The organism is Amycolatopsis sp. DSM 110486, assembly GCF_019468465.1.
Lineage (GTDB): Bacteria > Actinomycetota > Actinomycetes > Mycobacteriales > Pseudonocardiaceae > Amycolatopsis.
In genome coordinates this window covers 4,545,147-4,565,443 of the sequence record NZ_CP080519.1, presented here as the reverse complement: position 1 = coordinate 4,565,443, position 20,297 = coordinate 4,545,147, and the positions used below count along the sequence as shown (strand labels likewise).

Sequence of the window (20,297 nt, the reverse complement as noted above, 5' to 3'; positions counted from 1 at the left end):
CAGTGAAGAAACACCTCTTGCGACGAGGCGGGATGCTCGCCGCTGTGGTGGCGAGCATCGCCCTCGCCGGAGCAGTTCCGGCCTCGGCGGCGCCCGGTGACGGCTCCGCCTACGGCGTGAACGTCGACGTGAAGCTGCTCGGCGCGTCCGCGGTCAAGCTCGGCCCGCTGGCGGCGGCGAACACCGACGGACCGACGAGCAACAGCACGGTCAGTGCCAACGCCGCCGGGATCCTCACCGCCGGGGTCATCAACACCTCGGCCGTCCGCGACGACAACTCGGGCGCGGTCACGGCGAAGGCGAGCACCGCCGACGTCGGGCTGCCGCTGCTGAAGGCGGCACTGGGCAACGTCGGGATCAAGGCCGTGGAGGCCGTCTGCACCGCGACCCAGGAAGGCGTCAAGGGCAGCTCCACGCTGGTCGGAGCCGATCTGGGCAGCGTCGGCGACATCGACTCGAACCCGGCGCCGAACACGCAGATCAAGGTCGGCCTCGGTCCGGTCAACGTGGCGACACTGATCCTCAACGAGCAGATCAAGAACAAGGACGGCAGCCTCACCGTCAACGCGCTGCACCTGAAGCTGCTGGGCGGCGTCGTCGGCGCCCTCGGCAGCGGCGACGTCATCGTGTCGTCGGCGACCTGCGGCCCGGCCGCTCCGCCGATGCCGCTCGCGTCGGGCGCCGGCCTGTGGGCGGGCCTCGGCGTGCTCGCGGCCATCGCCGTGCCGGTCGGCCTGCGGTTCACCCGTCGCCGCTCGGTCGCCTGACCGGTCCGGGGTGATCGACTGATGTACAAGATGCCAGGTGCGGGCGTCGGCGTCGCCGGTGGCGGCGTGGGCACCCTCGCCGCCACCGGCGCCGACGTCGGCTGGTGGATCACGGTCGGCGCGCTCCTCGTGGTCCTCGGGATCGTCGCGGTGATCGCCGCCTACCGCCGCAACCGGCGGCTCGCCCGCGGTTAGCAGCACCGTGGGCCACCGGATCCAGCCGGTGGCCCACGGTTGCGCGACACGTGCGCCGGGCTGCTCGCCTCCCGCGGGCAGCCCGGCGCCACTCCACAGACCGAACAACAAGGAGAGGGCGACCGGCGACAAGCGACAGCAACCGCGGCGCCACCGCCGGCTGCGTGCAGAACCGGCGCCGCGCGCGGAGCACCGGCGCAGGCGACCGGCACGCGCCGGTCGCCAGGCAACGGCACGAACCGCGGAGCCTCCGGGCGCGCGGAAGCAGGACACACAACCGAACAGCACAAGACCCCGTCAGCCGGCACCTCGCACGTGTCGCGCGGTGAAAGACCCGGCGGTTCGCTCGAACGTCGGTGGGCCGGGGTTTCCGGGACACTCGAAAGTGTGGAACACGTGGACGTGATGTTGCTGGCCGGCACGCGGCCGGAGGCGGTGAAGCTGGCGCCGCTGGTTGTGGCGCTCGAGGGGCGCGACGGGGTGCGGCCCGTGTTGGTGCACAGCGGCCAGCACCAGGGGATGGTGGAGCAGGCGCTGGTGCCGTTCGGGCTGGGCGTGGACGCGTGGCTGGACGTGCCGGTGCGGGTGAGCGGGACGCAGGCGGAGCTGGTGAGCGGGCTGCTGCCGGCGTTGGACGCGCAGTTGCGGAGCCTCATGCCGGCGGCGGTGGTCGTCCAGGGGGACACGACGACGGGGCTGGCGGGGGCGCTCGCGGCGTTCTGGCTGGGGATCCCGGTGGTGCACCTGGAGGCCGGGCTGCGGACGAACGATCTCGCCGCGCCGTTCCCCGAAGAAGGCACGCGGCAGATGGTGGCGCGCATCGCGGCGTTGCACCTGGCGCCGACCGAGGCCGCGGCGAAGGCGTTGCGCGTGGAGGGCGTCGCCGAGGAGAAGATCGTGCTGACCGGGAACACGGTCGTCGACGCGGTGCTGGCGATCACGGCGCGCGACCTGCCCGCGCACGATCCGGCGCTGGCGTTGCTGGAGATGGAGATCGCGGAGGCCGGGGAACGGCTGGTGCTGGTGACGTCGCATCGCCGGGAGTCCTGGGGTGAGCCGCTGAACCAGACGCTGAGCGCCGTGCGGCGGATCGTCGAAACCCATCCGGACGTGCAGGTGTTGTTCCCCGTCCACCCCAATCCGGCGGTGCGGGCGCAGGTCACCGCGACGCTCGGCGGCGTCGAGCGCGTGACGATCACCGAGCCGCTCGAGTACCCCGACCTCGTGCGCGCGCTGCGGCTGGCGTCGCTCGTGCTCACGGATTCAGGCGGCATCCAGGAGGAGGCGCCGACGTTCGGGACGCCCGTGCTGGTGCTGCGCGAGGTCACCGAACGCGCCGAGGCCGTCGACGCCGGGTGCGCGTGGCTGGTGGGCACGGATCCCGAGAAGATCACCGGCACCGCGACCCGGCTGCTGGCCGGGCACCTGTGCCCCGCGCAGACGTCGAACCCCTACGGCGACGGCCATGCCGCCGAAAAAGCCACGATCGCGATCGAGCGCCTGCTGGGCGTCAAGACCGCGCTGGAGCGGCCCCGCTCCTACTGTGCCGATCGTTGGTAATCCGACCACAGTCACGGCCGAATGGCTTCGCAGCAACAGTTACCTGCCGCGTGGGGGTCGGCCTGCTTTTGGCCGGATTACTAAAGTGACACGATCTCCACCGAAAGCCCGGGGTTGGCCGAGAACTCCCACGGCGCCGTCGGGCGCCCGGCTGCGACGACGTGGGCGCCCAGCGCCGCGATCATCGCGCCGTTGTCCGTGCACAACCGGGGCCGCGGCACGCGCAGCTCGATGCCCGCCGCGGCGCAGCGTTCGGCCGCCAGCTCCGACAGCCGCGAGTTCGCCGCGACGCCGCCGGAGATCACGATGGTCCCGATCCCCTGTTCCCTCGCCGCCTTCACGGCCTTCGCGGTCAACACGTCCGCCACGGCCTCCTGGAACGAAGCCGCAACGTCGTTCACCGGTACCTCGCCACCGTCGCGTTCGACGTTCTCCACCCACCGCGCCACCGCGGTTTTCAAGCCGGAGAACGAGAAGTCGAACTTCGCGTCGCGCGGACCGGTCATCCCGCGCGGGAACGCGATGGCGGAGCCGTTGCCGAGCCGAGCCGCCTTGTCGATCGGCGGCCCACCCGGATAAGGCAGGTCCAGCACGCGGGCGACCTTGTCGTAGGCCTCGCCGGCGGCGTCGTCCACAGTGGACCCGATCTCGGTGATCTTCGACGCGATGTCGTCCACGCGCAGCAGCTGCGTGTGCCCGCCGGACACCAGCAGCGCGAGCACCGGCGTGGGCAACGGACCGTGCTGCAGCGTGTCCACGGCGATGTGCCCGGCCAGGTGGTTCACGCCGTAGAGCGGCACGTCGAGCGCCGACGCGTAGGCCTTCGCCGCCGACACCCCGACCAGCAACGCACCGGCGAGCCCGGGTCCGGCAGTCACGGCGATGGCGTCCACATCGGACAGCTTCAGCCCGGCCGTCGCGAACGCCCGCTCGGCCGTGGGCACCATCGCTTCGAGGTGCGCTCGGCTGGCGACCTCGGGTACCACGCCGCCGAAGCGCGCGTGCTGCTCGACGCTGGAAGCGACCTCGTCGGCGAGCAGTTCCACCGCGCCGTCGTCGTGCAGGCGGACGAGGCCGACGCCGGTCTCGTCGCAGGAGCTCTCGATACCCATGATGACGCGCGACATCAGCCGGCCACCTCATCTCGTGCCGGGGTCCGCGCCGGGCGGGCCATGGTGAACGCGTCGGCGCCGGAGGGCTGGTAATAGCGCTTCCGGATGCCGAGCTTCTCGAAACCGTGCCGTTCGTAGAGGCCGACGGCCGTGTCGTTGTCGGTGCGCACCTCGAGGAACACGGGCGCCGACGCCTCGTCGGCGCGGTCCAGCAGGGCGCGCAGCAGGGCCTTGCCGATGCCCTGGCCCTGCGCCTCGGGCACCACACCGATGGTGTGGATCTCCGCCTCGTACTCGCCGCGGCGGCCGACCACGGCGAGGCCACCGTAGCCGAGCAGCTCGGTGCCGTCGTCGGTGCGCGCGGCCAAGTAGAAGTGGCCCTGGTCGAGCTCGGAGTGGAACGCGCGGGCGCTCCACGGGTCGTCGCCGGGGAAGAGCACCTGCTCGATCTCCGCGCAGCGCTTCAGGTCGCTGCGGCGCAGGCCGTCGAGCTTCACGGCGAGGTCACCCGCTTGCGGGCCGTCGGCTCGACAGCGTCGGGGCGGCGCAGGTACAGCGGCGTCAGCGGCTCGGGCGTCACGCCGGCGAGCAGGGCTTCGCGGGCGACGCGGACCAGCCCGGACGGCGACGGGAACCGCGGCTCGATGGGCACGACGCCGATCGCGTCGGCGTACTGCAGCGCACCGTCGCCCGCGGCGACGCGCGAAGTGGTCTCGACCTCGGCGGGCCGCTGCACGTGGGGACCGCTCACGCGCGTGCCGGCCGCGTCGTACTCGGCCCAGTACACCTCGCGCCGGCGGGCGTCGGTGAGCACGAGGAACGGCTTGTCCGTGCGCACCACCTCGGCGGCGATCGCGTCGAGGCTGCCGACCGGGTAGACGGGGATGCCGAGCGCGTGGCCGTACGCCGCGGCCGTGGCCATGCCGGCGCGCAGGCCCGTGAACGGGCCGGGGCCGACGCCGCACACGATCGCGTCGAGGTCGCGCAGGGTCACCCCCGCTGCCTCGGCCGCCGCGAGGGCGTGGGGCGTGATGAGCTCGCCGTGGGCTCGCGGGTCGACCGTGACGCGGTCGGCCCGGGTGGTCAGTTCCGACTCGTCCACGGCGACGATGCCCGCGGTCACGGCCGGGGTCGAGGTGTCGATCGCCAGTACCAGCACGGTTTCCCAGCTTACGTCCAGTCTCGAAGTGCCAGGCTGGCGGGCCGAAGGGGCAACCCCGCAACCGTGTGAATCGCGTCGCAGGTGGCCGAGGTCACGGCGCGGTACGGTGCCGGTGAGACGCCCGCCGACGCCGCGCCGCAGGAGGTCCTCACCGTGCCCGATCCGCTGTTCCCCGCGATCACCGACGGCTCTGGCAAGGAGGCGGTGCGCTTCGGTGACCAGGCGCTCACCTACGCCGAGCTGGGCGCGGTCGCCGGTTCCCTGGCGAACGAGCTGCCCACCGGCCGGGTCGCGGTGTGGGCGACGCCGACGCTGCACACCAGCGTCGCCGTGGTCGCCGCGCTGCTCGCGGGGGTGCCCGTGGTGCCGCTGAACCCGAAAATCGGTGAACGCGAGCTGACCCACATCTTGTCCGACAGCACGCCGGCGCTCGTGCTGGCCGAGGCCGGCGGCGAGCTGCCTGAGGGGTTGGCGGGGCTCGAGCGGCGCGACATCCCGCTCACCGGGTCGGGGTCCGTGCCCGCTGACGAGCCGGACGCCGAGGCGCCCGCGTTCATCGTCTACACCTCCGGCACCACCGGCCCGCCCAAGGGCGTGGTGCTCCCCCGCCGCGCGATCTCGGCCACACTGGACGCGCTGGAGGACGCGTGGGAATGGACCAGCGACGACGTGCTGGTGCACGGGCTGCCGCTGTTCCACGTGCACGGGTTGATCCTCGGCATCCTCGGCCCGCTGCGCCGGGGCGGCTCGGTGCGCCACCTCGGGCGGTTCTCGACCGAGGGCGTCGCCCGTGAGCTGACCAGCGGCGCGACGATGATGTTCGGCGTCCCGACGATGTACCACCGGATCGCGGAGACGGTGGCGAACGACGCCGAGCTGGCCTCGGCCCTGCGCGGCGCGCGGCTGCTGGTGTCGGGGTCGGCGGCGCTGCCCGTGCACGACCACCAGCGCATCACGGCGGCGACCGGGCAGCAGGTCGTGGAGCGCTACGGGATGACCGAGACGCTGATGAACACCAGCGTCCGCGCCGACGGCGAGCGCAAGCCGGGCACGGTCGGCGTGCCGCTGGCGGGCGTGGAGCTGCGGCTGGTCGACGAGGCGGGCAGGGAAATAGGCACAGCGATCACCGGTCTTGATCCGGCAGAGACCGTCGGCGAGATCCAGGTGCGCGGCTCGAACCTGTTCACCGAGTATCTCAACCGGCCGGACGCGACGGCTGCCGCTTTTGCGGACGGCTGGTTCCGCACCGGCGACATGGCGACGCGCGACGCCGACGGGTACGTGAAGATCGTCGGGCGCAAGGCCACCGACCTGATCAAGAGCGGTGGGTACAAGATCGGCGCCGGCGAGATCGAGAACGCGCTGCTGGAGCACCCGGGCGTCGCCGAGGCGGCCGTGACAGGTGAGCCGGACGACGATCTCGGTGAGCGCATCGTGGCGTGGGTGGTGCCCGCGGGTGAGCGGCCGTCGGCTTCGGAGCTGGCTGATCACGTGGCGAAACTGCTGGCGCCGCACAAGCGGCCACGGGTCGTGCGCTACCTGGACGCGTTGCCGCGCAACGACATGGGCAAGATCCTTAAGCGAGCTCTGGGGTGAGGCCCTCGGCCCGTGAGGTCATCGCGCAGGTGTCGACGGGGTTCACCGAGCTGTCCGATGTGGACAGTAGTGTGGACGACCCTCTCGGCTGGCCCGGCTACCGCGAGGCCTACGCGGCGGCCGCGGCGCGGACGGGCGAGACGGAGTCCGTGGTCGTCGGCGAGGCGCTGGTGGGTGCGACGCCCGCGGTGCTGGTGGTGTGGGAGTTCGGGTTCCTCGGCGGGTCGATCGGGCGACGGACCGGTGACCGCGTGGAGGCCGCGTTTTCCTGCGCGCGGTCGCGTCGTCTGCCAGTGGTGGCGTTGATCGCGACCGGTGGCTCGCGAATGCAGCACGGCATGCGCGCGTTGTCCCAGCTGCAGCGGATCGCGCGCGCTTCGGCGGCGGCGCGGGCGGACGGCGTCGCCCAGATCTCCGTGCTGCGCGACCCGACGACCGGCGGCGGCTGGGCGACGCTGGGTGCGAGCGCCGACGTGGTCTTGGGGCTGCCGCTGGCGCAGGTGGGGTTCGCGGGCTCGCGCGTGCGGCCGGCGACGTCGCCTTCGGAGGCTTACACGGTCGAGGCGAAGTACGAGTGGGGGCAGGTCGACCAGCTGGTGTCGCCGTCTTCGCTGGCGTCGGTGCTGGAGCGGTGGCTGGTGTTGCTGACTTCCCGTTCTTCCACGGCGGCTCCTCCCCCGGGCGCGTTGCGTTCGGTGCCGCTGCCCTCGACGGGGTGGGACGCTGTCCGCGCCGCCCGATCCTCGCGCCGCCCCCGTGCGGCTTCGTACGTGGACGCGTACTTCGACTGGCACGAAACCCTCCGCGGCGACCGCACCGGCGCGGTCGACGACGGCGTCCTCTGCGGCTTCGGCCTGCGCGAGGGCCGTGCGGTGGCCTTCGCCGCGCAATGCGGCACCGCCACTCGTCCGGCGGGCTTCCGCACGGCCGCCCGCCTCGTCCGGCTGGCTTCGCGGCTCGGCATTCCCGTGCTGACGCTCGTCGACACCCCGGGCGCCGCCAACGACGCCGACGCCGAAGAGGGCGGCGCCGGCCCCGCCATCGCGTCGCTGTTCGAGGCGATCGCCACCGCGGCCGTCCCGATCACCACCCTGGTCATCGGCGAGGGCGGCTCCGGCGGCGCGCTGGCCTTCGCCGCGCCGGACAACACGTGGATCGCGCCGGACGCCTACTTCTCTGTCACCTCGCCCGAGGCTGCCGCCGCGATCCTCAAACGCCCGATGACCGAGATTCCGGCCACGGCCGACCAGCTGCGGTTACGGCCTCAGGACCTCGTCGAACTCGGCTTGGCGCGGGGGATCGTGGAAGCCTGAAACGGTGTTGCGCCCCCGGCGAGAATGAAGGCGTGAAGATCATCGTGGTGGGGGCGAGCGGGACCGTCGGCAGCGCGGTCGCCGCGGCGCTGGAGGCGGCCGGGCACGTGGTCGTACGAGCGTCGCGGCGGGGGCCGGTGCGGGTGGATCTGGAGGACACCTCGTCGATCGAGGGCCTGTTCCGCGCCGTGCCGGAAGTAGACGCCGTGGTGTGTTGTGCGGCGAGTGGGCCGCTGCTGGACTTGGCTTCTGCCGGTGACGAGGAGTTCGAGCAGGGGTTGCGTGGCAAGCTGCTGGGACAGGTGGCGCTGGCCCGGCACGCGCTGCACCACTTGCGGGACAACGGGTCGATCACGCTCACCGGGGGAACGTTTGCCGCGCCGTTGGCCGGTGGTTCTCTCGGTGCGCTGGTCAACGCCGGTCTGGAGGGCTTCGCGCGCAACGCCGCCGCCGAGTTGCCGAGGGGGTTGCGGATCAACGTCGTCAGCCCGGGTTGGGTGGCGGAAACCCTGGCTGCGTTGGGTATCACCGACGCCGTCGGTACGTCCGCTGCCGAGGTCGCCCGCTGGTATGTGGGGTGCGTTTCCGGAACCGAGTCCGGGCAGACGATCACCGGGTGACGCGCGACGGGCGCGAGCTGGTTGCCAGCTCGCGCCGGCTTGCGATGGACGCGGCGGGATGCCATTCACTGGCGAAACTTGCCGATCACCGCTGGGGCTTGCCATTCGAGGCGAGGCCTTGCCGCACGGTTCGCGGCGTTGCCACAGAGCTGGGCATCTTGCCAACGGCGAAGGCACCCACCGCTGACCTGTCACCTTGCCGGGCGTGCGGCGGCGGGGCCGGGGCTGGGGCCGGGCCAGGTCTAAGCCGACGGCAACGCCGACATCCGTGCCACCCAAGATCCGTGTGGCTCAAGCGAAACCTCGCGCACGTCGTCGTCCCGACGGGACATCCGCACCACCAGGTAGTCGGACGACAGCCGTTCCGCCGAGCCCTCGCCCCACTCCACCACGACGGCGGAGCGTTCCAGGTCCGTGTCGAGGTCCAGGTCGTCGAGCTGGGCGAGGTCGCCGCCGAGGCGGTAGGCGTCGACGTGGATCAAGGGCACGCCGAGGGAACCCGCGGCGTGGACGCGGGCCAGGACGAATGTCGGGGAGCTCACGCGGCCGCCGACGCCGAGGCCGTCGGCGATGCCGCGCGTGAGCGTGGTCTTGCCGGCGCCCAGGGGGCCGGCGAGCAGCACAAGGTCGCCCGCGCGCAGGGACGCGCCCAGGGACCTGCCGAACGCCATCGTGTCGTCGGGGGTCGCGAGAAGGAACGTCACCGTGTCCACCACCAGTTCCGCCGGTCGGGTGCGGCGCTTCCGGAACAGCGCTGCAGAAGATCGATGAGCCGGCCCGTGACGAGGTCGGGCTGTTCGAGCTGCACCATGTGGCCCGCGCCGCGCACGCGCACGAGCTCCGCCTCGGGCAGCTCGGCCGCGATGCGCTCGGCATGCGAGAACGGCGTGAACCGGTCGGAGTCACCACCGATCACGACGACCTGGGTGTGCTTGAGGCCCGCCAGGGCGGCGTAACGGTTGTGGCTGCCGAGCGTGTCGACGAAGTTCACCAGGCCCCGCACGGGCGTCACGGCCAGCATCTCGATCATGAAGTCCACCAGCCGCGGCGAGACGTCGCGGCTGCCGAACGCGAGGCGCCGCACGGCTTGCCGTTCCAGCTGCCCACCGGCCGCCCGCACGAACTCCACCAGGCCGGGCTGCCAGCCCGCGAGGTTGCCGACGCCGCGCGTCAACGGGTTGTACTTCGACAGCAGCGAACGCGGCAGCCCGCGCGCGCCCACCTCGCCCGCGGCCGTCGCGATGAACGCGACGCCACACACGCGATCCTCGAACAGCGAAGGGTTCTCCGCGGCCAGCTCCATGATCACCATGCCGCCCATGGAATGTCCCACGAGGACGATCGGCCCTTCGGGCACCATCGCGCGCAGCACGCTGTCGAGGTCGTGCGCCAGCTGCTCGATGGTGCTGGTCTCGGCCGTCGCCGCGCCGGACAGGCCGTGGCTGCGGTGGTCGTAATACACCTGCCGCACGCGCGGCAGCCGCAGCGAAGCGATCGCGCGGCGCTGGAAGTGCCAAGACTTGCGTGACAACGCGAACCCGTGCACGCCGACCAGCGTCAGCTCGGGCTCGCCGCCGTCCTCGGGGTCGATCTCCTCCACCGAAAGCGGCGTGCCGTCCTCGGCCGCGACCGTGGACGTGCGGTCGGGCTTCAGCTCGCCCAGCTGCTCGTCCACGTACTGGTCCTCACTCTGCCTGCGCTGTTGCGCCGCGACGAGGGCCGCGGCGGCCGTACCCGTGGCCACCGCGCCGAGACCGCCGACGATCGCCCACAACCGAGCCGAAGGGCTCACGGCCTCTCCCCCAGGTACCGCCGCTGCACGCGCGGGCGGTACATCGACGTGACGATCTCGTAGTCGATCGTGCCCAGCTTGTCGGCCCATTCGCGCGCGGTCGGCTCACCTGAGCGACCGTCGGCGAACAGCACCACTTCTTCGCCGACAGCCGGGGTGTCGTCACCGCAGTCGACCACGAGCTGGTCCATGCACACGCGCCCGACGACCGCCCGGCGCCGCCCGCCCAGCCACACGTCCATGCGGCCCGACAGCGACCGCGGCACACCGTCCGCGTACCCGGCGGGCACCAGCGCCACGGTGGTGTCGCGCTCGGCCGTCCACGTGTGTCCATAGGAGACGGACTCGCCGGCGGGCAGGCGTTTCGTGAGCGCCACGGCTGCGCGGAACGTCATCGCCGGCCGCAGGTCTTCGTGCTGCGGCACGGGGTTCAGCCCGTACATCGCGATACCGGGCCGCACGAGGTCGAAGTGCAGGTCGGGCCGCGTGAGCACGGCCGCGGAGTTCGCCAGGTGCCGCAGCGGGTCCAGACCGGCCGCGCGCGCGGCGTCGTACGCGTCGGCGAAGCGCTTCGCCTGGATGTCGATCGACGGGTGGCCCGGCTCATCGGCGCACGCGAGGTGCGACCAGACGGCGACCACGTCCACGTCGGATGAAGCCGCGGCGGCCGCGACCAGCTCGGGCCAGTCGGCGGGCTGGCAACCGTTGCGCGACAAGCCCGTGTCGATCTTGAGGTGCACCCGAGCGCGGCGACCCACCTGCCGCGCCGCCAAAGCAATGCGCTGAAGTTCGTCGACCGAGCTCACACCCAGGTCGATGTCGGCGAGAATGCCGGGCCCGAAGTCGACCTCCGGCACGTCGAGCCAGCTGAACAGCCGCACCGACAGCCCGGCCCGGCGCAGGTCCAGCGCCTCACCGAGCGAGCAGGTGCCCAGCCAGGTGGCGCCGGCCTCCACCGCGGCCTGCGCGACGGGGACCGCGCCGTGGCCGTACGCGTCGGCCTTGACCACGGCCATCACGGCCGAACCGGCGGCGCGGCCGGTCAGCAGAGCGACGTTGTGGCGCACGGCGTCGAGGTCGATCACGACCTCCGCCCGCGGGAAACTGGCAGTCATACTGTGCTGATAGTTACCAATCCGACTTCAGTCACGGCGGGAACGGTTACCGAAGACGATAACGTCCAGTTGCGTACCCGCCTACTTCTGGTCGGATCGGTAACGCCCGCCAGTTTCCCACGCGGGTCCGAGAGTGCTGTGCGTCAGGGCAGGCGGAGCCCGCTGGTACCCGAGAACACGTGCAGCTCGTCGGGCCGGATCCGCAGGTGCAGCGTGTCGCCCATCGACGGGGTCGCGCGCGGGTCGACGCGGACCACGACGTTCTTCGACGCGCCCTCGGCGGTGATCTCGGGGTGCGCGCCGGAGAGCTTTCCGTAGACGTACGCGTCGGAGCCCAGCTCCTCCACCAGGTCGACCTTGATGGGCAGCGCGCCCGCGGCGTCGGTGGTGACCTCGAGCGACTCGGGGCGGAAGCCCAGCGTCACGGTGTCACCGTCGGCAGCCGAACGAACGGCGGGCGTGAGGGGGACGCTCGCGCCACCGATCTCGGCGCCGTCGGCCGTGAGCTTCGCCGAGACGAGGTTCATGGCGGGCGAGCCGATGAAGCCGGCGACGAACACGTTGGCCGGGTGGTCGTAGAGCGCGCGCGGGGTGTCGCACTGCTGCAGCAGACCGTCGGACAGCACGGCCACGCGGTCGCCCATCGTCATGGCCTCGACCTGGTCGTGCGTGACGTACACGGTGGTGACGCCCAGGCGGCGCTGCAGCGCGGCGATCTGCGTACGCGTAGAGACACGCAGCTTCGCGTCCAGGTTGGACAGCGGCTCGTCCATGAGGAACACCTGCGGCTCACGCACGATCGCGCGGCCCATGGCGACGCGCTGGCGCTGGCCACCGGAGAGGGCCTTCGGCTTGCGGTCGAGGTAATCCTCGATGTCGAGCAGCTTCGCGGCCTCGAGCACCTTCTGCTTGATCTCCGACGCCGGACGGCCCGCGATCTTCAGCGCGAAGCCCATGTTCTGCGCGACGGTCATGTGCGGGTACAGCGCGTAGTTCTGGAACACCATCGCGATGTCGCGCGAACGCGGCGGCAGCTGCGTCACGTCGCGGTCGCCGATCCAGATCGAGCCCTCGTCGACGTCCTCCAGGCCCGCGAGCATGCGCAGCGCGGTCGACTTGCCCGAACCCGACGGGCCGACCAGCACGAGGAACTCGCCGTCGGCGATCTCCAGCTCGAGTGCGTCGACGGCAGGCCGCTCGGTGCCGGCGTAGCGCCGGGAAGCCTTGTCGTAGGTGATGGTGGCCATCGGTCAGTCCTCTCCGAATTTCGCGGGAACCCCGTGCGCGGCTTCGCGCGCTTCGAGGTGGCGTCGCTGGATCTCCTTGCCCGCGGCGCGTTGCGCCTCGGCCGGCTCGTCCAGCACGAGCCGGTTTCCAGGTCCTTCGGCCACCCACGCGGGTGGTTCGGCGGTGCCGGCCAGCGCCCAGGCGGCCTGGCGCGCGGCACCGAGGGCGACGTACTCGCCCGTCTCGGGGATCACCACGGGCACGCCGAGCACGATTGGCGCCACGGCCCGCACGGCCGCCGACTGCGCGCCGCCGCCGATGAGCAGCACGCGGCGGACGTCCATGCCCTGCGCGCGCACGGCGTCGAGGCCCGCGGCCAGCCCGCACAGCATGCCCTCGACGGTGGCGCGGGCCAGGTTCTCCGGCGTCATGTTCGCCCTGGTCAGGCCGTGGAGCGAGCCCGTGGCATCCGGCAGGTTCGGGGTGCGCTCGCCGTCGAGGTACGGCAGGAGCGTGAGCCCGCCGGCGCCCGCTTCGGCGGCGAGCGCGAGGCGGTCGAACTCGGCGAGGTCGACGCCGAGCATGGTCGCGCCCGCGGTGAGCACGCGGGCGGCGTTGAGGGCGGCGGTGAGCGGCAGGAAGCGGCCGGTGGCGTCGGCGAACCCGGCGACCAGGCCGCTCGCGTCGGCCGAACCCGTCTCGGTCACCCCGAAGACGGTGCCGCTGGTGCCCAGGGAGATCACGGCGTCGCCCGGCGCGAGCTCCAGCGCCAGCGCGGCGGCCATGTTGTCGCCGGTGCCGGCTGAGACGAGCAGGCCGTTTTCGGTGTGACCGGCGGTATCGGCCGGGCCGAGCACGGTCGGCAGCTCGGGCGTGCGGCCGCCGAACGCGTGGGCCAGGACGTCCACACGGTAGGCGTTCTCCGTCGGCGAGAAGTAGCCGGTGCCGGACGCGTCGCCGCGGTCGGTCACGGCCTGCTCGGGCTTGCCGAGCAGGCGCCAGGTGAGCCAGTCGTGCGGCAGCAGCACGCGCGCGACGCGGTCGGCGTTGGCGGGCTCGTGCTCGGCGAGCCAGCGCAGCTTGGTGACGGTGAAGCTCGCGACCGGCACGGAGCCCACGGACTTGGCCCAGACACCGGCGCCGCCCAGTTCCTCGATGAGGTCCTGGGCGGCCTGCGCGGAGCGCGTGTCGTTCCAGAGCAAAGCGGGGCGAACCACCTCGCCGGCCTCGTCGACGGTGACCATGCCGTGCTGCTGCCCGCCGATGCCGAGGGCTTTCACGCCGTCGAGCACACCGTCGGTGGCCTCGCCGAAGGCCTGCCACCAGGCCGCCGGGTCGACCTCGGTGCCGTCGGGGTGCGGCGCGCGACCGGTGCGCACGACGGCGCCCGTGCGCGCGTCGCAGACCACGACCTTCGTCGACTGGGTCGACGAATCGATCCCGGCCACCAGCTCAGCTGTCATAGGGCTGCCCCTCCTCGACGTGCTCGACGGTCTCCACGGCCGTGCCGGCGTTGAGCGCGGCCTCGATCTCCTCGGTCGGGGTGATCTCACTGGTGATCAGGAGGTCGTAGTCGCCGACGTCGCCGTGAGCGAAGGTCGCGGTGCGGCCGAACTTCGAGTGGTCGAGCACGAGCACGTTGCGGTTCGCGGCGCGCAGCACGGCCTTCTTGAGCTCTGCGTAGTCCTGCACCGGGTGGAAAAGCCGGCCGACGGCGACGGCGCTCACGGACACGAACGCGATGTCGGCGCGGGTGCGCTCCAGCAGCGCCAGCACGTCGGGACCAGAGCAGGAGTCGTATTCCGGGTGGTAGCGGCCTCCGGCGACGACGACGTTCACGCCGTCGCCCAGCAGCTTGGCGGCGCGCAGGGAGTTGGTGATCACGGTGAGGCCGTCGATGTCGGCGAGGCGCTCGACCAGGGGAAACAGCGTGGTGGAGTCGTCGACGAACACGGTCTGGCCGGGTTCGACGTGTTTGACGGCCGCCTCGGCGAGTGCTTCCTTCTCGGCGGAGTGCAGCGTGAACCGGCTGGCGGTCTCCATCGTGAGCGCCGGGTAGGCCTCGACCTTGCCGCGCAGCTTGCGCAGGAGGCGGCGGTCGGCCAGGTCGTCGAGATCGCGGTGCATCGTCATGAGGCTCACGCCGAAGCGGGTGGTGAGGTCGTCGATGCGCGCCTCGCCGTGCTCGATGACGTGGTCGAGGATGTCCTGCCGGCGCTGCTCGACGGCCGCGTCGGACGGTCGGGTCCTAGGCACGGCGCACCTCACCGTCGACCCGGTTGAGGGTCACCTGAACGGGGGCGCCAGTGCTCACACCTCGTTCTTACCAGATTTTATCGCCTTAGTTAACGGGTAACTCGATAACTTCTACGTCGCTAGTACCTCGAACGAGCTTGACAGCCCCCGGGATGGCGTCGACCAGACCGGACGCGGAGGTCGGCACGCCGTCCGCGGCGAGGGCACCGGCGAGCGAGTGCACCTGCGCGCCCGCGGCGGCCGCCAGCCACGGGTCGAGGCCGGCGGCGAGCAGCGACCCGATGAGGCCGGTGAGGACGTCGCCGGAGCCGGCCGTCGCGAGCCAGGAGCCGCGCGGGGTGTTGACGGCGACGCGGCCGTCCGGCGCGGCGATCACGGTGCAGTGGCCCTTGAGGAGGACGACGGCGTTGTACTTCCTGGCGGCGTCGCGAGCGGCCTTGACCCGGTCGGCGCCGGGGCGGGTGCCCATGAGGCGTTCGTACTCGCCGGCGTGGGGCGTGAGCACGAGCGGGGTGTCGGGGTCGCGGGCGTCGAGGACGTCGGGGTGCCGGGCGATGATCGTGGTGGCGTCGGCGTCGGCGCAGACGGGCACGCCCTGGCCGAGGATGTGGCGCAGCACGTCGTGGCCTTCGGAGCCGGTGCCGATGCCCGGGCCGACGACCCAGGCCTGCACGCGGCCGGCGTCGGTGACGGAGCCCGTCGCGACGATCTCGGGCCAGCGGCTCCGGACTACGTCGGCCGCGGGGCCGGCGTAGCGGACCATGCCGGCGGTGGCGCGCACGGCGGAACCCGACGCGAGCACGGCCGCGCCTGGGTACGTCGCGGAGCCGGCGGCGATGCCGACGACGCCCTGGGTGTACTTGTCGTCGCCCGCGCCGGGGATGGGCCAGAGGTCGGCGAGGTCGGTGAGCTCGAGGCGCTGCAGGTCGGGGTCGCCGAGCTCGGGGCCCAGGCCGATGTCGACGAGCACGACGTCGCCGCACTGCTGGGGCGCGAGCGCGTGGACGGGTTTGGGGGCGCCGAAGGTGACGGTGAGGGTGGCGGTGACGTGGGGGCCGTCGACGGCGCCGGTGTCCGGGTCGACGCCGCTGGGGAGGTCGACGGCGACGATGGGCGCTTGGATTTTGTCGACGAGTTCGGCCGCGTCGGGGCGCAGCGGGCCTTTACCGGAGATGCCGACGATGCCGTCGACGACCACGTCGGCCTTGTCGATCCACTGTGGACTGTCCTCGACGGACACCACGCGGCCGCCGGCTTTGCGTAGCGCGGCCAATCCCTTGGCGTGCGCCTTCTCCGGCTTCAGCAGCACCGCCGTGACGGCCACGCTGCGGCGACGCAGGAACGCGCCGGCCCACAGGGCGTCACCGCCGTTGTCGCCGGAGCCGACGAGCAGCACGACCCGTCGTCCGGCGACGCCGCCGGTGCGTTCGGCCAGGAACCCCGCGAGGTGCGTGGCCAGGCCGAACGACGCCCGGCGCATCAGCTCGCCTTCGGGCGTGACGGCGAACAGCTTGCCCTCCGCCTCGCGAATCCGTTCCGTGGTCCAGATTCCCTGCACGGCGGGCCCTCCGCATTACTCGACGGTCACGGACTTCGCCAGGTTACGCGGCTTGTCGACGTCGTACCCGCGGGCGCGGGCGATCTCCGCGGCCAGCACCTGCAGCGGCACGGTGGACACCAGCGGCTGCAGCAGCGTCGGCACGGCGGGGATCTCGATCAGCTCGTCGGCGAACGGCCGCACCGCCTCGTCGCCCTCCTCGGCGATCACGATGGTGCGGGCGCCGCGGGCCTGGATCTCGCTGATGTTGGACACCAGCTTCGAGTGCAGCACCGCGCGGCCCTTGGGCGAGGGCATGACCACGACGATCGGCAGGCCTTCCTCGACCAGCGCGATCGGGCCGTGCTTGAGCTCGCCGGCGGCGAAGCCCTCGGCGTGCATGTAGGCCAGTTCCTTGAGCTTCAGCGCGCCTTCGAGGGCGACCGGGAACCCGACGTGGCGGCCGAGGAACAGCACCGCCTTGGAGTCGGAGATCCGGCGACCGAGGTCCCGGACCTGGTCCACAGTGGACAGCACCTTCTGCACGGCGGCCGGCATGGCCTCCAGTTCGGCGAACTCGCGGGCGACCTCGTCGGGGTACTTCGTGCCGCGCGCCTGCGCGAGCGCCAGGCCCACGAGGTAGTTGGCGGCGATCTGCGCGAGGAACGCCTTCGTCGACGCGACCCCGATCTCGGGGCCGGCGTGCGTGTAGAGCACGGCGTCGGACTCGCGGGGGATCTGGGCGCCGTTGGTGTTGCAGACGGCGAGCACGCGGGCCTTCTGCTCGCGGGCGTGGCGGACGGCTTCCAGCGTGTCGGCCGTCTCCCCGGACTGCGAGACCGCGACGACGAGCGTGTCGCGGTCGAGCACCGGGTCGCGGTAGCGGAACTCGCTGGCGAGCTCGACCTCGACCGGCAGGCGCGTCCAGTGCTCGATGGCGTACTTGGCGACCAGGCCCGAGTGGTAGGCGGAACCACAGGCGACGACGAAGACCTTGTCGACGTCACGCAGGTCCTGGTCGGAGATGCGCTGCTCGTCGAGGATGATCCGGCCGGCCTCGAAGTGGCCGCGCAGCGTGTTGGCGAGGGCTTCGGGCTGCTCTTCGATCTCCTTGAGCATGAAGTACTCGTGGCCGCCCTTCTCGGCGGCGCTGAGGTCCCAGTCGACGGTGAACGGCTTGGCCTGCGCGGCGTCGCCGTGGAAGTCGGTGACCTCGTAGCCGTCGCGGGTGATGACGACCAGCTGGTCCTGCCCCAGCTCCACGGCCTCGCGCGTGTGCTCGATGAACGCAGCGACGTCGGACGCGACGAAGTGCTCGCCCTCCCCGACCCCGACCACCAGCGGCGAGGATCGGCGCGCGGCCACGATGGTGTCCGGCTGGTCGGCGTGCGTCACGACCAGCGTGAACGCGCCCTCCAGCCGCCGGCACACGGCCGCGACGCTGGCGGCGAAGTTTTGTTTTGTTTCGCCGCTGTTGTACGCCCGGGCCACCAGGTGCGCGGCGGTTTCGGTGTCGGTGTCACTCGCCATCTCGACGCCCTCGGCCTCGAGCTCCGCACGCAGGGCGGCGAAGTTCTCGATGATGCCGTTGTGCACCACGGCGACCTTTTTCGAGGCGTCCTGGTGCGGGTGCGAGTTCCGATCCACGGGCGCGCCGTGCGTCGCCCAGCGGGTGTGGCCCATGCCGGCGGTGCCGGTGAAGCCGTCCCTGCCCACGGTGTCGAGCTGCGCCTCCAGGTTGGCGAGCCGCCCTGCCTTGCGCTCGACCCTCAGCGCGCCGGCGCCGTCGAGCACCGCCACCCCGGCCGAGTCGTAGCCGCGGTACTCCATCCGCCGCAGGCCACCGAGGACCACATCCAGCGCCGGCCGGTGTCCGACATATCCCACGATTCCACACACGCGAACAAGCCTAACGAGGGATGTCCAGTCCCCTACTCCGGTACCTTCCCGAGGCTTTTCAACCCACCTGACCAGGGGAGATCGAGTGGTGACGGTGAAGAGTGGGGTGGGTTGGTTTGGACCCCTGATCGGTGGGGTTCTGGGGCTTTTCGGGGCTGGGGTGGGGGTGAGTTGTGGGGCTTCAGGTGGGGGCTACAGGCGGGGGTGAAGGGTGGGCTGGCGGGTGAGTTGCGGGGCCTTCGAGCGGCTCGGACTGAGGTGCTCCGGCGGCGGTCGTCGTGGCGGCTTTCGCGATCAGCTGTCTTGGCGCGGGGATTGCTCAGACGTCGCGCCGGGGCCTCGGCGAGGGTCTCGGTGTGCTACTGGCCACCACCGACGAAACCGGCGCGCGAGCCGAGTTGTCCACAGGCGGGGCGAGTTGTGGACAACTCCGCGCCCGGCGGATGTCGAATCAGCCGATTCCCGCTCGTGTAGAGGGCAAACGAGAGGAGAAAACATGCGTTCCCTCAGCGTCACCATGAACGTCACCCTCGACGGGGTCGTGCAGGGCCTCGGGCGGCCCGACGAGGACACGCGCGGCGGGTTCCCGCACGGGGGCTGGGGCACGAAGTTCCAGGACGAGGTCCTCGGCCGCGAGATGGCCAGGGGTATGAGCCAACCCGGCGACATGCTGTTCGGGCGCCGGACGTGGGAGGACTTCATCGGCGCCTGGGCGGGGCGCGACGACGGCAACCCGTTCACCGCGCACCTCGACGCCGCCACCAAGTACGTGGCCTCGACCACCCTCGGCAGCGCCGGCGCGTGGCAGAACTCGATCCTCCTGCCCGGCGACGCGACGAAGACCGTCGCCGAACTGAAGGCCGCGCCGGGGAACGATCTGGCGATCGTCGGCAGCGCGGCGCTCGTGCGGAGCCTGCACGCGGCCGGGCTGGTCGACCGCTACACGCTGGTCATCCACCCGCTCACCCTCGGCGTCGGCGCGCGGCTGTTCGAGGGCCCGGCGCCGCTGACCGAGTTCACGCTCACTCGCAGCGTCGCGACCACGAAGGGCGTGCTCATCGCGTACTACGAGCGCGCGTGACCTGGCCCGGAGCGGCGGGCGGGCCGGGGCCGGGCGCGGGCAGTAAGGTCACGCGCATGGCCAGCAAGCCCAAGCAACTGCTCGCGGAGCTGTCACACCCGGGGCCCCACGAGGTCCTGCGCGGCAACCTGGCCCTGGTCGGGCTGCCGGGGGTCGTGTTCACGCCCCGCCAAGGGCTGGGGCTGCCGGCCATCGCGTTCGGGCACGGGTGGCTGCAGCCCGCGTCGCGGTACCGGCACCTGCTGCACCACCTCGCGAGCTGGGGCGTGGTCGCCGCTGCGCCCGCGACGCAGGGCGGGCCGCTGCCGTCGTACCGCCTGCTGGCCAGCGACCTGCTGACGACGCTCGACGTGGTGACCACCGTCCGCCTCGGCCCCGACGGAATCAGCGTCGACCCTGCCAAACTCGGCCTCGCCGGCCACTCCACCGGCGGCGGGTCCGCCGTCCTCGCCGCCGCCCAAGCCGCCGCGGCCGACGACTCGGTGCGCCCGCGCATCCGCGCCGTCGCGACGATCACCGCCGCCCAGACCCTCCCCTCCGCCTCGGCCGCCGCCCAGCTCATCACCGCCCCCGGCCTGCACCTCGCGGCGGAGGATGACCTGGTCGCGCCGGCCGTGGGCCATGCGGAAGCGATTGCCACAGCGTGGGCTGGGCCTGTTCAGCTGCGCACGTTGGGGAAGTCCTCGCACCTCGGCGTGACCGAAGGGCGGCACTGGAGCCAGCTCCTGCTCCACGGCAAGCCGCACCGGCGTACGCAGCAGCTGACTCGGGCGTTGTTCACGGCGTTTTTCCTGACACACCTGACGGGTACGGAGCGGTACCTGCCGCTGCTGGACGCGGACGTGAAGCGGGCGCCGATCGAGCTGACGGAAGAGCCGGCTGCCTGACGGTCGGTGACCGGGGTTGGGTGAAGGGGACCTTCACCGCTTCTGCCGGGCTGCCCCTGGGCTGGGTCGCCGATGTTGGCCGCGCGCGAAGGGACCGCTCGGCGCCCCGCCGCTGGGCGAAGGGACCCGCCGCGCACTTGCCGCGGTATTGAGTGGACCGGCGCCGGGTCGAGGGTTG

19 protein-coding genes are annotated in these 20,297 nt (G+C 72.1%); 8 read left to right on the top strand and 11 right to left on the bottom strand.

The window, feature by feature from the left end:
- Window positions 1–2: 2 nt before the first annotated feature.
- The 3 genes from K1T34_RS22270 to wecB all read left to right on the top strand — a co-directional run bounded on the left by K1T34_RS22270 (window position 3) and on the right by wecB (window position 2,522).
- Window positions 3–767, top strand: coding sequence for a choice-of-anchor P family protein (locus K1T34_RS22270; RefSeq protein ID WP_255638641.1), 765 nt, complete (start codon window positions 3–5; stop codon window positions 765–767).
- 21 nt (window positions 768–788) lie between these two features.
- Window positions 789–962: an LPXTG cell wall anchor domain-containing protein gene (locus K1T34_RS22265; protein WP_220246137.1), complete on the top strand. Its 174-nt coding sequence runs from the start codon at window positions 789–791 to the stop codon at window positions 960–962.
- A gap of 396 nt (window positions 963–1,358) precedes the next feature.
- Entirely contained in the window at window positions 1,359–2,522 is a 1,164-nt protein-coding gene (wecB, locus tag K1T34_RS22260; protein WP_220247344.1) for a non-hydrolyzing UDP-N-acetylglucosamine 2-epimerase, read from the top strand.
- An 80-nt stretch (window positions 2,523–2,602) separates the two neighbouring features.
- Here wecB and tsaD read toward each other — a convergent pair whose 3' ends face one another.
- From tsaD to tsaB, 3 genes are read right to left on the bottom strand one after another with little or no spacing between them, the layout of a single operon-like run.
- Entirely contained in the window at window positions 2,603–3,649 is a 1,047-nt protein-coding gene (gene tsaD, locus K1T34_RS22255; RefSeq protein ID WP_220246136.1) for a tRNA (adenosine(37)-N6)-threonylcarbamoyltransferase complex transferase subunit TsaD, read from the bottom strand.
- Window positions 3,649–4,131, bottom strand: a complete 483-nt coding sequence (gene rimI, locus K1T34_RS22250; RefSeq protein WP_220246135.1) for a ribosomal protein S18-alanine N-acetyltransferase — start codon at window positions 4,129–4,131, stop codon at window positions 3,649–3,651. The genes tsaD and rimI overlap by 1 nt, the downstream gene beginning before the upstream one ends.
- On the bottom strand, window positions 4,128–4,793 hold the full coding sequence (gene tsaB / locus K1T34_RS22245; RefSeq protein ID WP_220246134.1) for a tRNA (adenosine(37)-N6)-threonylcarbamoyltransferase complex dimerization subunit type 1 TsaB: 666 nt from the start codon (window positions 4,791–4,793) through the stop codon (window positions 4,128–4,130). Before tsaB ends, rimI begins: the two co-directional genes overlap by 4 nt.
- A 156-nt stretch (window positions 4,794–4,949) precedes the next feature.
- Here tsaB and K1T34_RS22240 point away from each other — a divergent pair, with 156 nt between their 5' ends.
- Genes K1T34_RS22240 through K1T34_RS22230 form a run of 3 tightly spaced genes read left to right on the top strand, consistent with a single transcriptional unit; the run spans window position 4,950 to window position 8,325 of the window.
- On the top strand, window positions 4,950–6,392 hold the full coding sequence (locus K1T34_RS22240; RefSeq protein WP_220247343.1) for an acyl-CoA synthetase: 1,443 nt from the start codon (window positions 4,950–4,952) through the stop codon (window positions 6,390–6,392).
- On the top strand, window positions 6,389–7,705 hold the full coding sequence (locus tag K1T34_RS22235) for a carboxyl transferase domain-containing protein (protein WP_220246133.1): 1,317 nt from the start codon (window positions 6,389–6,391) through the stop codon (window positions 7,703–7,705). Before K1T34_RS22240 ends, K1T34_RS22235 begins: the two co-directional genes overlap by 4 nt.
- Window positions 7,706–7,737: 32 nt before the next feature.
- Complete coding sequence (locus tag K1T34_RS22230) at window positions 7,738–8,325, top strand: short chain dehydrogenase (RefSeq protein WP_220246132.1); 588 nt, start codon at window positions 7,738–7,740, stop codon at window positions 8,323–8,325.
- A gap of 242 nt (window positions 8,326–8,567) precedes the next feature.
- Here the strand turns inward: K1T34_RS22230 and tsaE are convergent, their stop codons facing one another.
- The 8 genes from tsaE to glmS form a co-directional block, all read right to left on the bottom strand.
- The gene (tsaE, locus tag K1T34_RS22225; RefSeq protein WP_370643761.1) at window positions 8,568–9,029 is read right to left on the bottom strand and encodes a tRNA (adenosine(37)-N6)-threonylcarbamoyltransferase complex ATPase subunit type 1 TsaE; all 462 of its coding nucleotides are present in this window, start codon (window positions 9,027–9,029) and stop codon (window positions 8,568–8,570) included.
- The gene (locus tag K1T34_RS22220) at window positions 9,026–10,117 is read right to left on the bottom strand and encodes an alpha/beta fold hydrolase (RefSeq protein WP_220246131.1); all 1,092 of its coding nucleotides are present in this window, start codon (window positions 10,115–10,117) and stop codon (window positions 9,026–9,028) included. Before K1T34_RS22220 ends, tsaE begins: the two co-directional genes overlap by 4 nt.
- A complete protein-coding gene (alr, locus tag K1T34_RS22215; protein ID WP_220246130.1) occupies window positions 10,114–11,232 on the bottom strand; it encodes an alanine racemase in 1,119 nt (372 codons plus the stop codon). The genes K1T34_RS22220 and alr overlap by 4 nt, the downstream gene beginning before the upstream one ends.
- Window positions 11,233–11,375: 143 nt before the next feature.
- Window positions 11,376–12,479: an ABC transporter ATP-binding protein gene (locus tag K1T34_RS22210; RefSeq protein WP_220246129.1), complete on the bottom strand. Its 1,104-nt coding sequence runs from the start codon at window positions 12,477–12,479 to the stop codon at window positions 11,376–11,378.
- A 3-nt stretch (window positions 12,480–12,482) separates the two neighbouring features.
- Window positions 12,483–13,922 carry a xylulokinase gene (xylB, locus tag K1T34_RS22205; protein WP_220246128.1) on the bottom strand — a complete coding sequence of 480 codons (1,440 nt, stop codon included), beginning with the start codon at window positions 13,920–13,922 and terminating at the stop codon, window positions 12,483–12,485.
- Window positions 13,912–14,715, bottom strand: coding sequence for a DeoR/GlpR family DNA-binding transcription regulator (locus K1T34_RS22200; protein ID WP_220246127.1), 804 nt, complete (start codon window positions 14,713–14,715; stop codon window positions 13,912–13,914). Before K1T34_RS22200 ends, xylB begins: the two co-directional genes overlap by 11 nt.
- A gap of 85 nt (window positions 14,716–14,800) precedes the next feature.
- A complete protein-coding gene (locus K1T34_RS22195; RefSeq protein ID WP_220246126.1) occupies window positions 14,801–16,273 on the bottom strand; it encodes an NAD(P)H-hydrate dehydratase in 1,473 nt (490 codons plus the stop codon).
- A 15-nt stretch (window positions 16,274–16,288) separates the two neighbouring features.
- Window positions 16,289–18,151, bottom strand: coding sequence for a glutamine--fructose-6-phosphate transaminase (isomerizing) (gene glmS / locus K1T34_RS22190; RefSeq protein ID WP_220246125.1), 1,863 nt, complete (start codon window positions 18,149–18,151; stop codon window positions 16,289–16,291).
- Window positions 18,152–18,647: 496 nt separating this feature from the next.
- Between glmS and K1T34_RS22185 the strand changes: the two genes are divergently transcribed.
- Both K1T34_RS22185 and K1T34_RS22180 read left to right on the top strand, forming a co-directional pair.
- Window positions 18,648–19,232 (top strand): dihydrofolate reductase family protein, encoded by a 585-nt coding sequence (locus tag K1T34_RS22185; RefSeq protein WP_220246124.1) that lies wholly within the window; start codon window positions 18,648–18,650, stop codon window positions 19,230–19,232.
- Window positions 19,233–19,288: 56 nt separating this feature from the next.
- On the top strand, window positions 19,289–20,119 hold the full coding sequence (locus K1T34_RS22180) for a dienelactone hydrolase family protein (protein WP_220246123.1): 831 nt from the start codon (window positions 19,289–19,291) through the stop codon (window positions 20,117–20,119).
- Window positions 20,120–20,297: the final 178 nt, after the last annotated feature.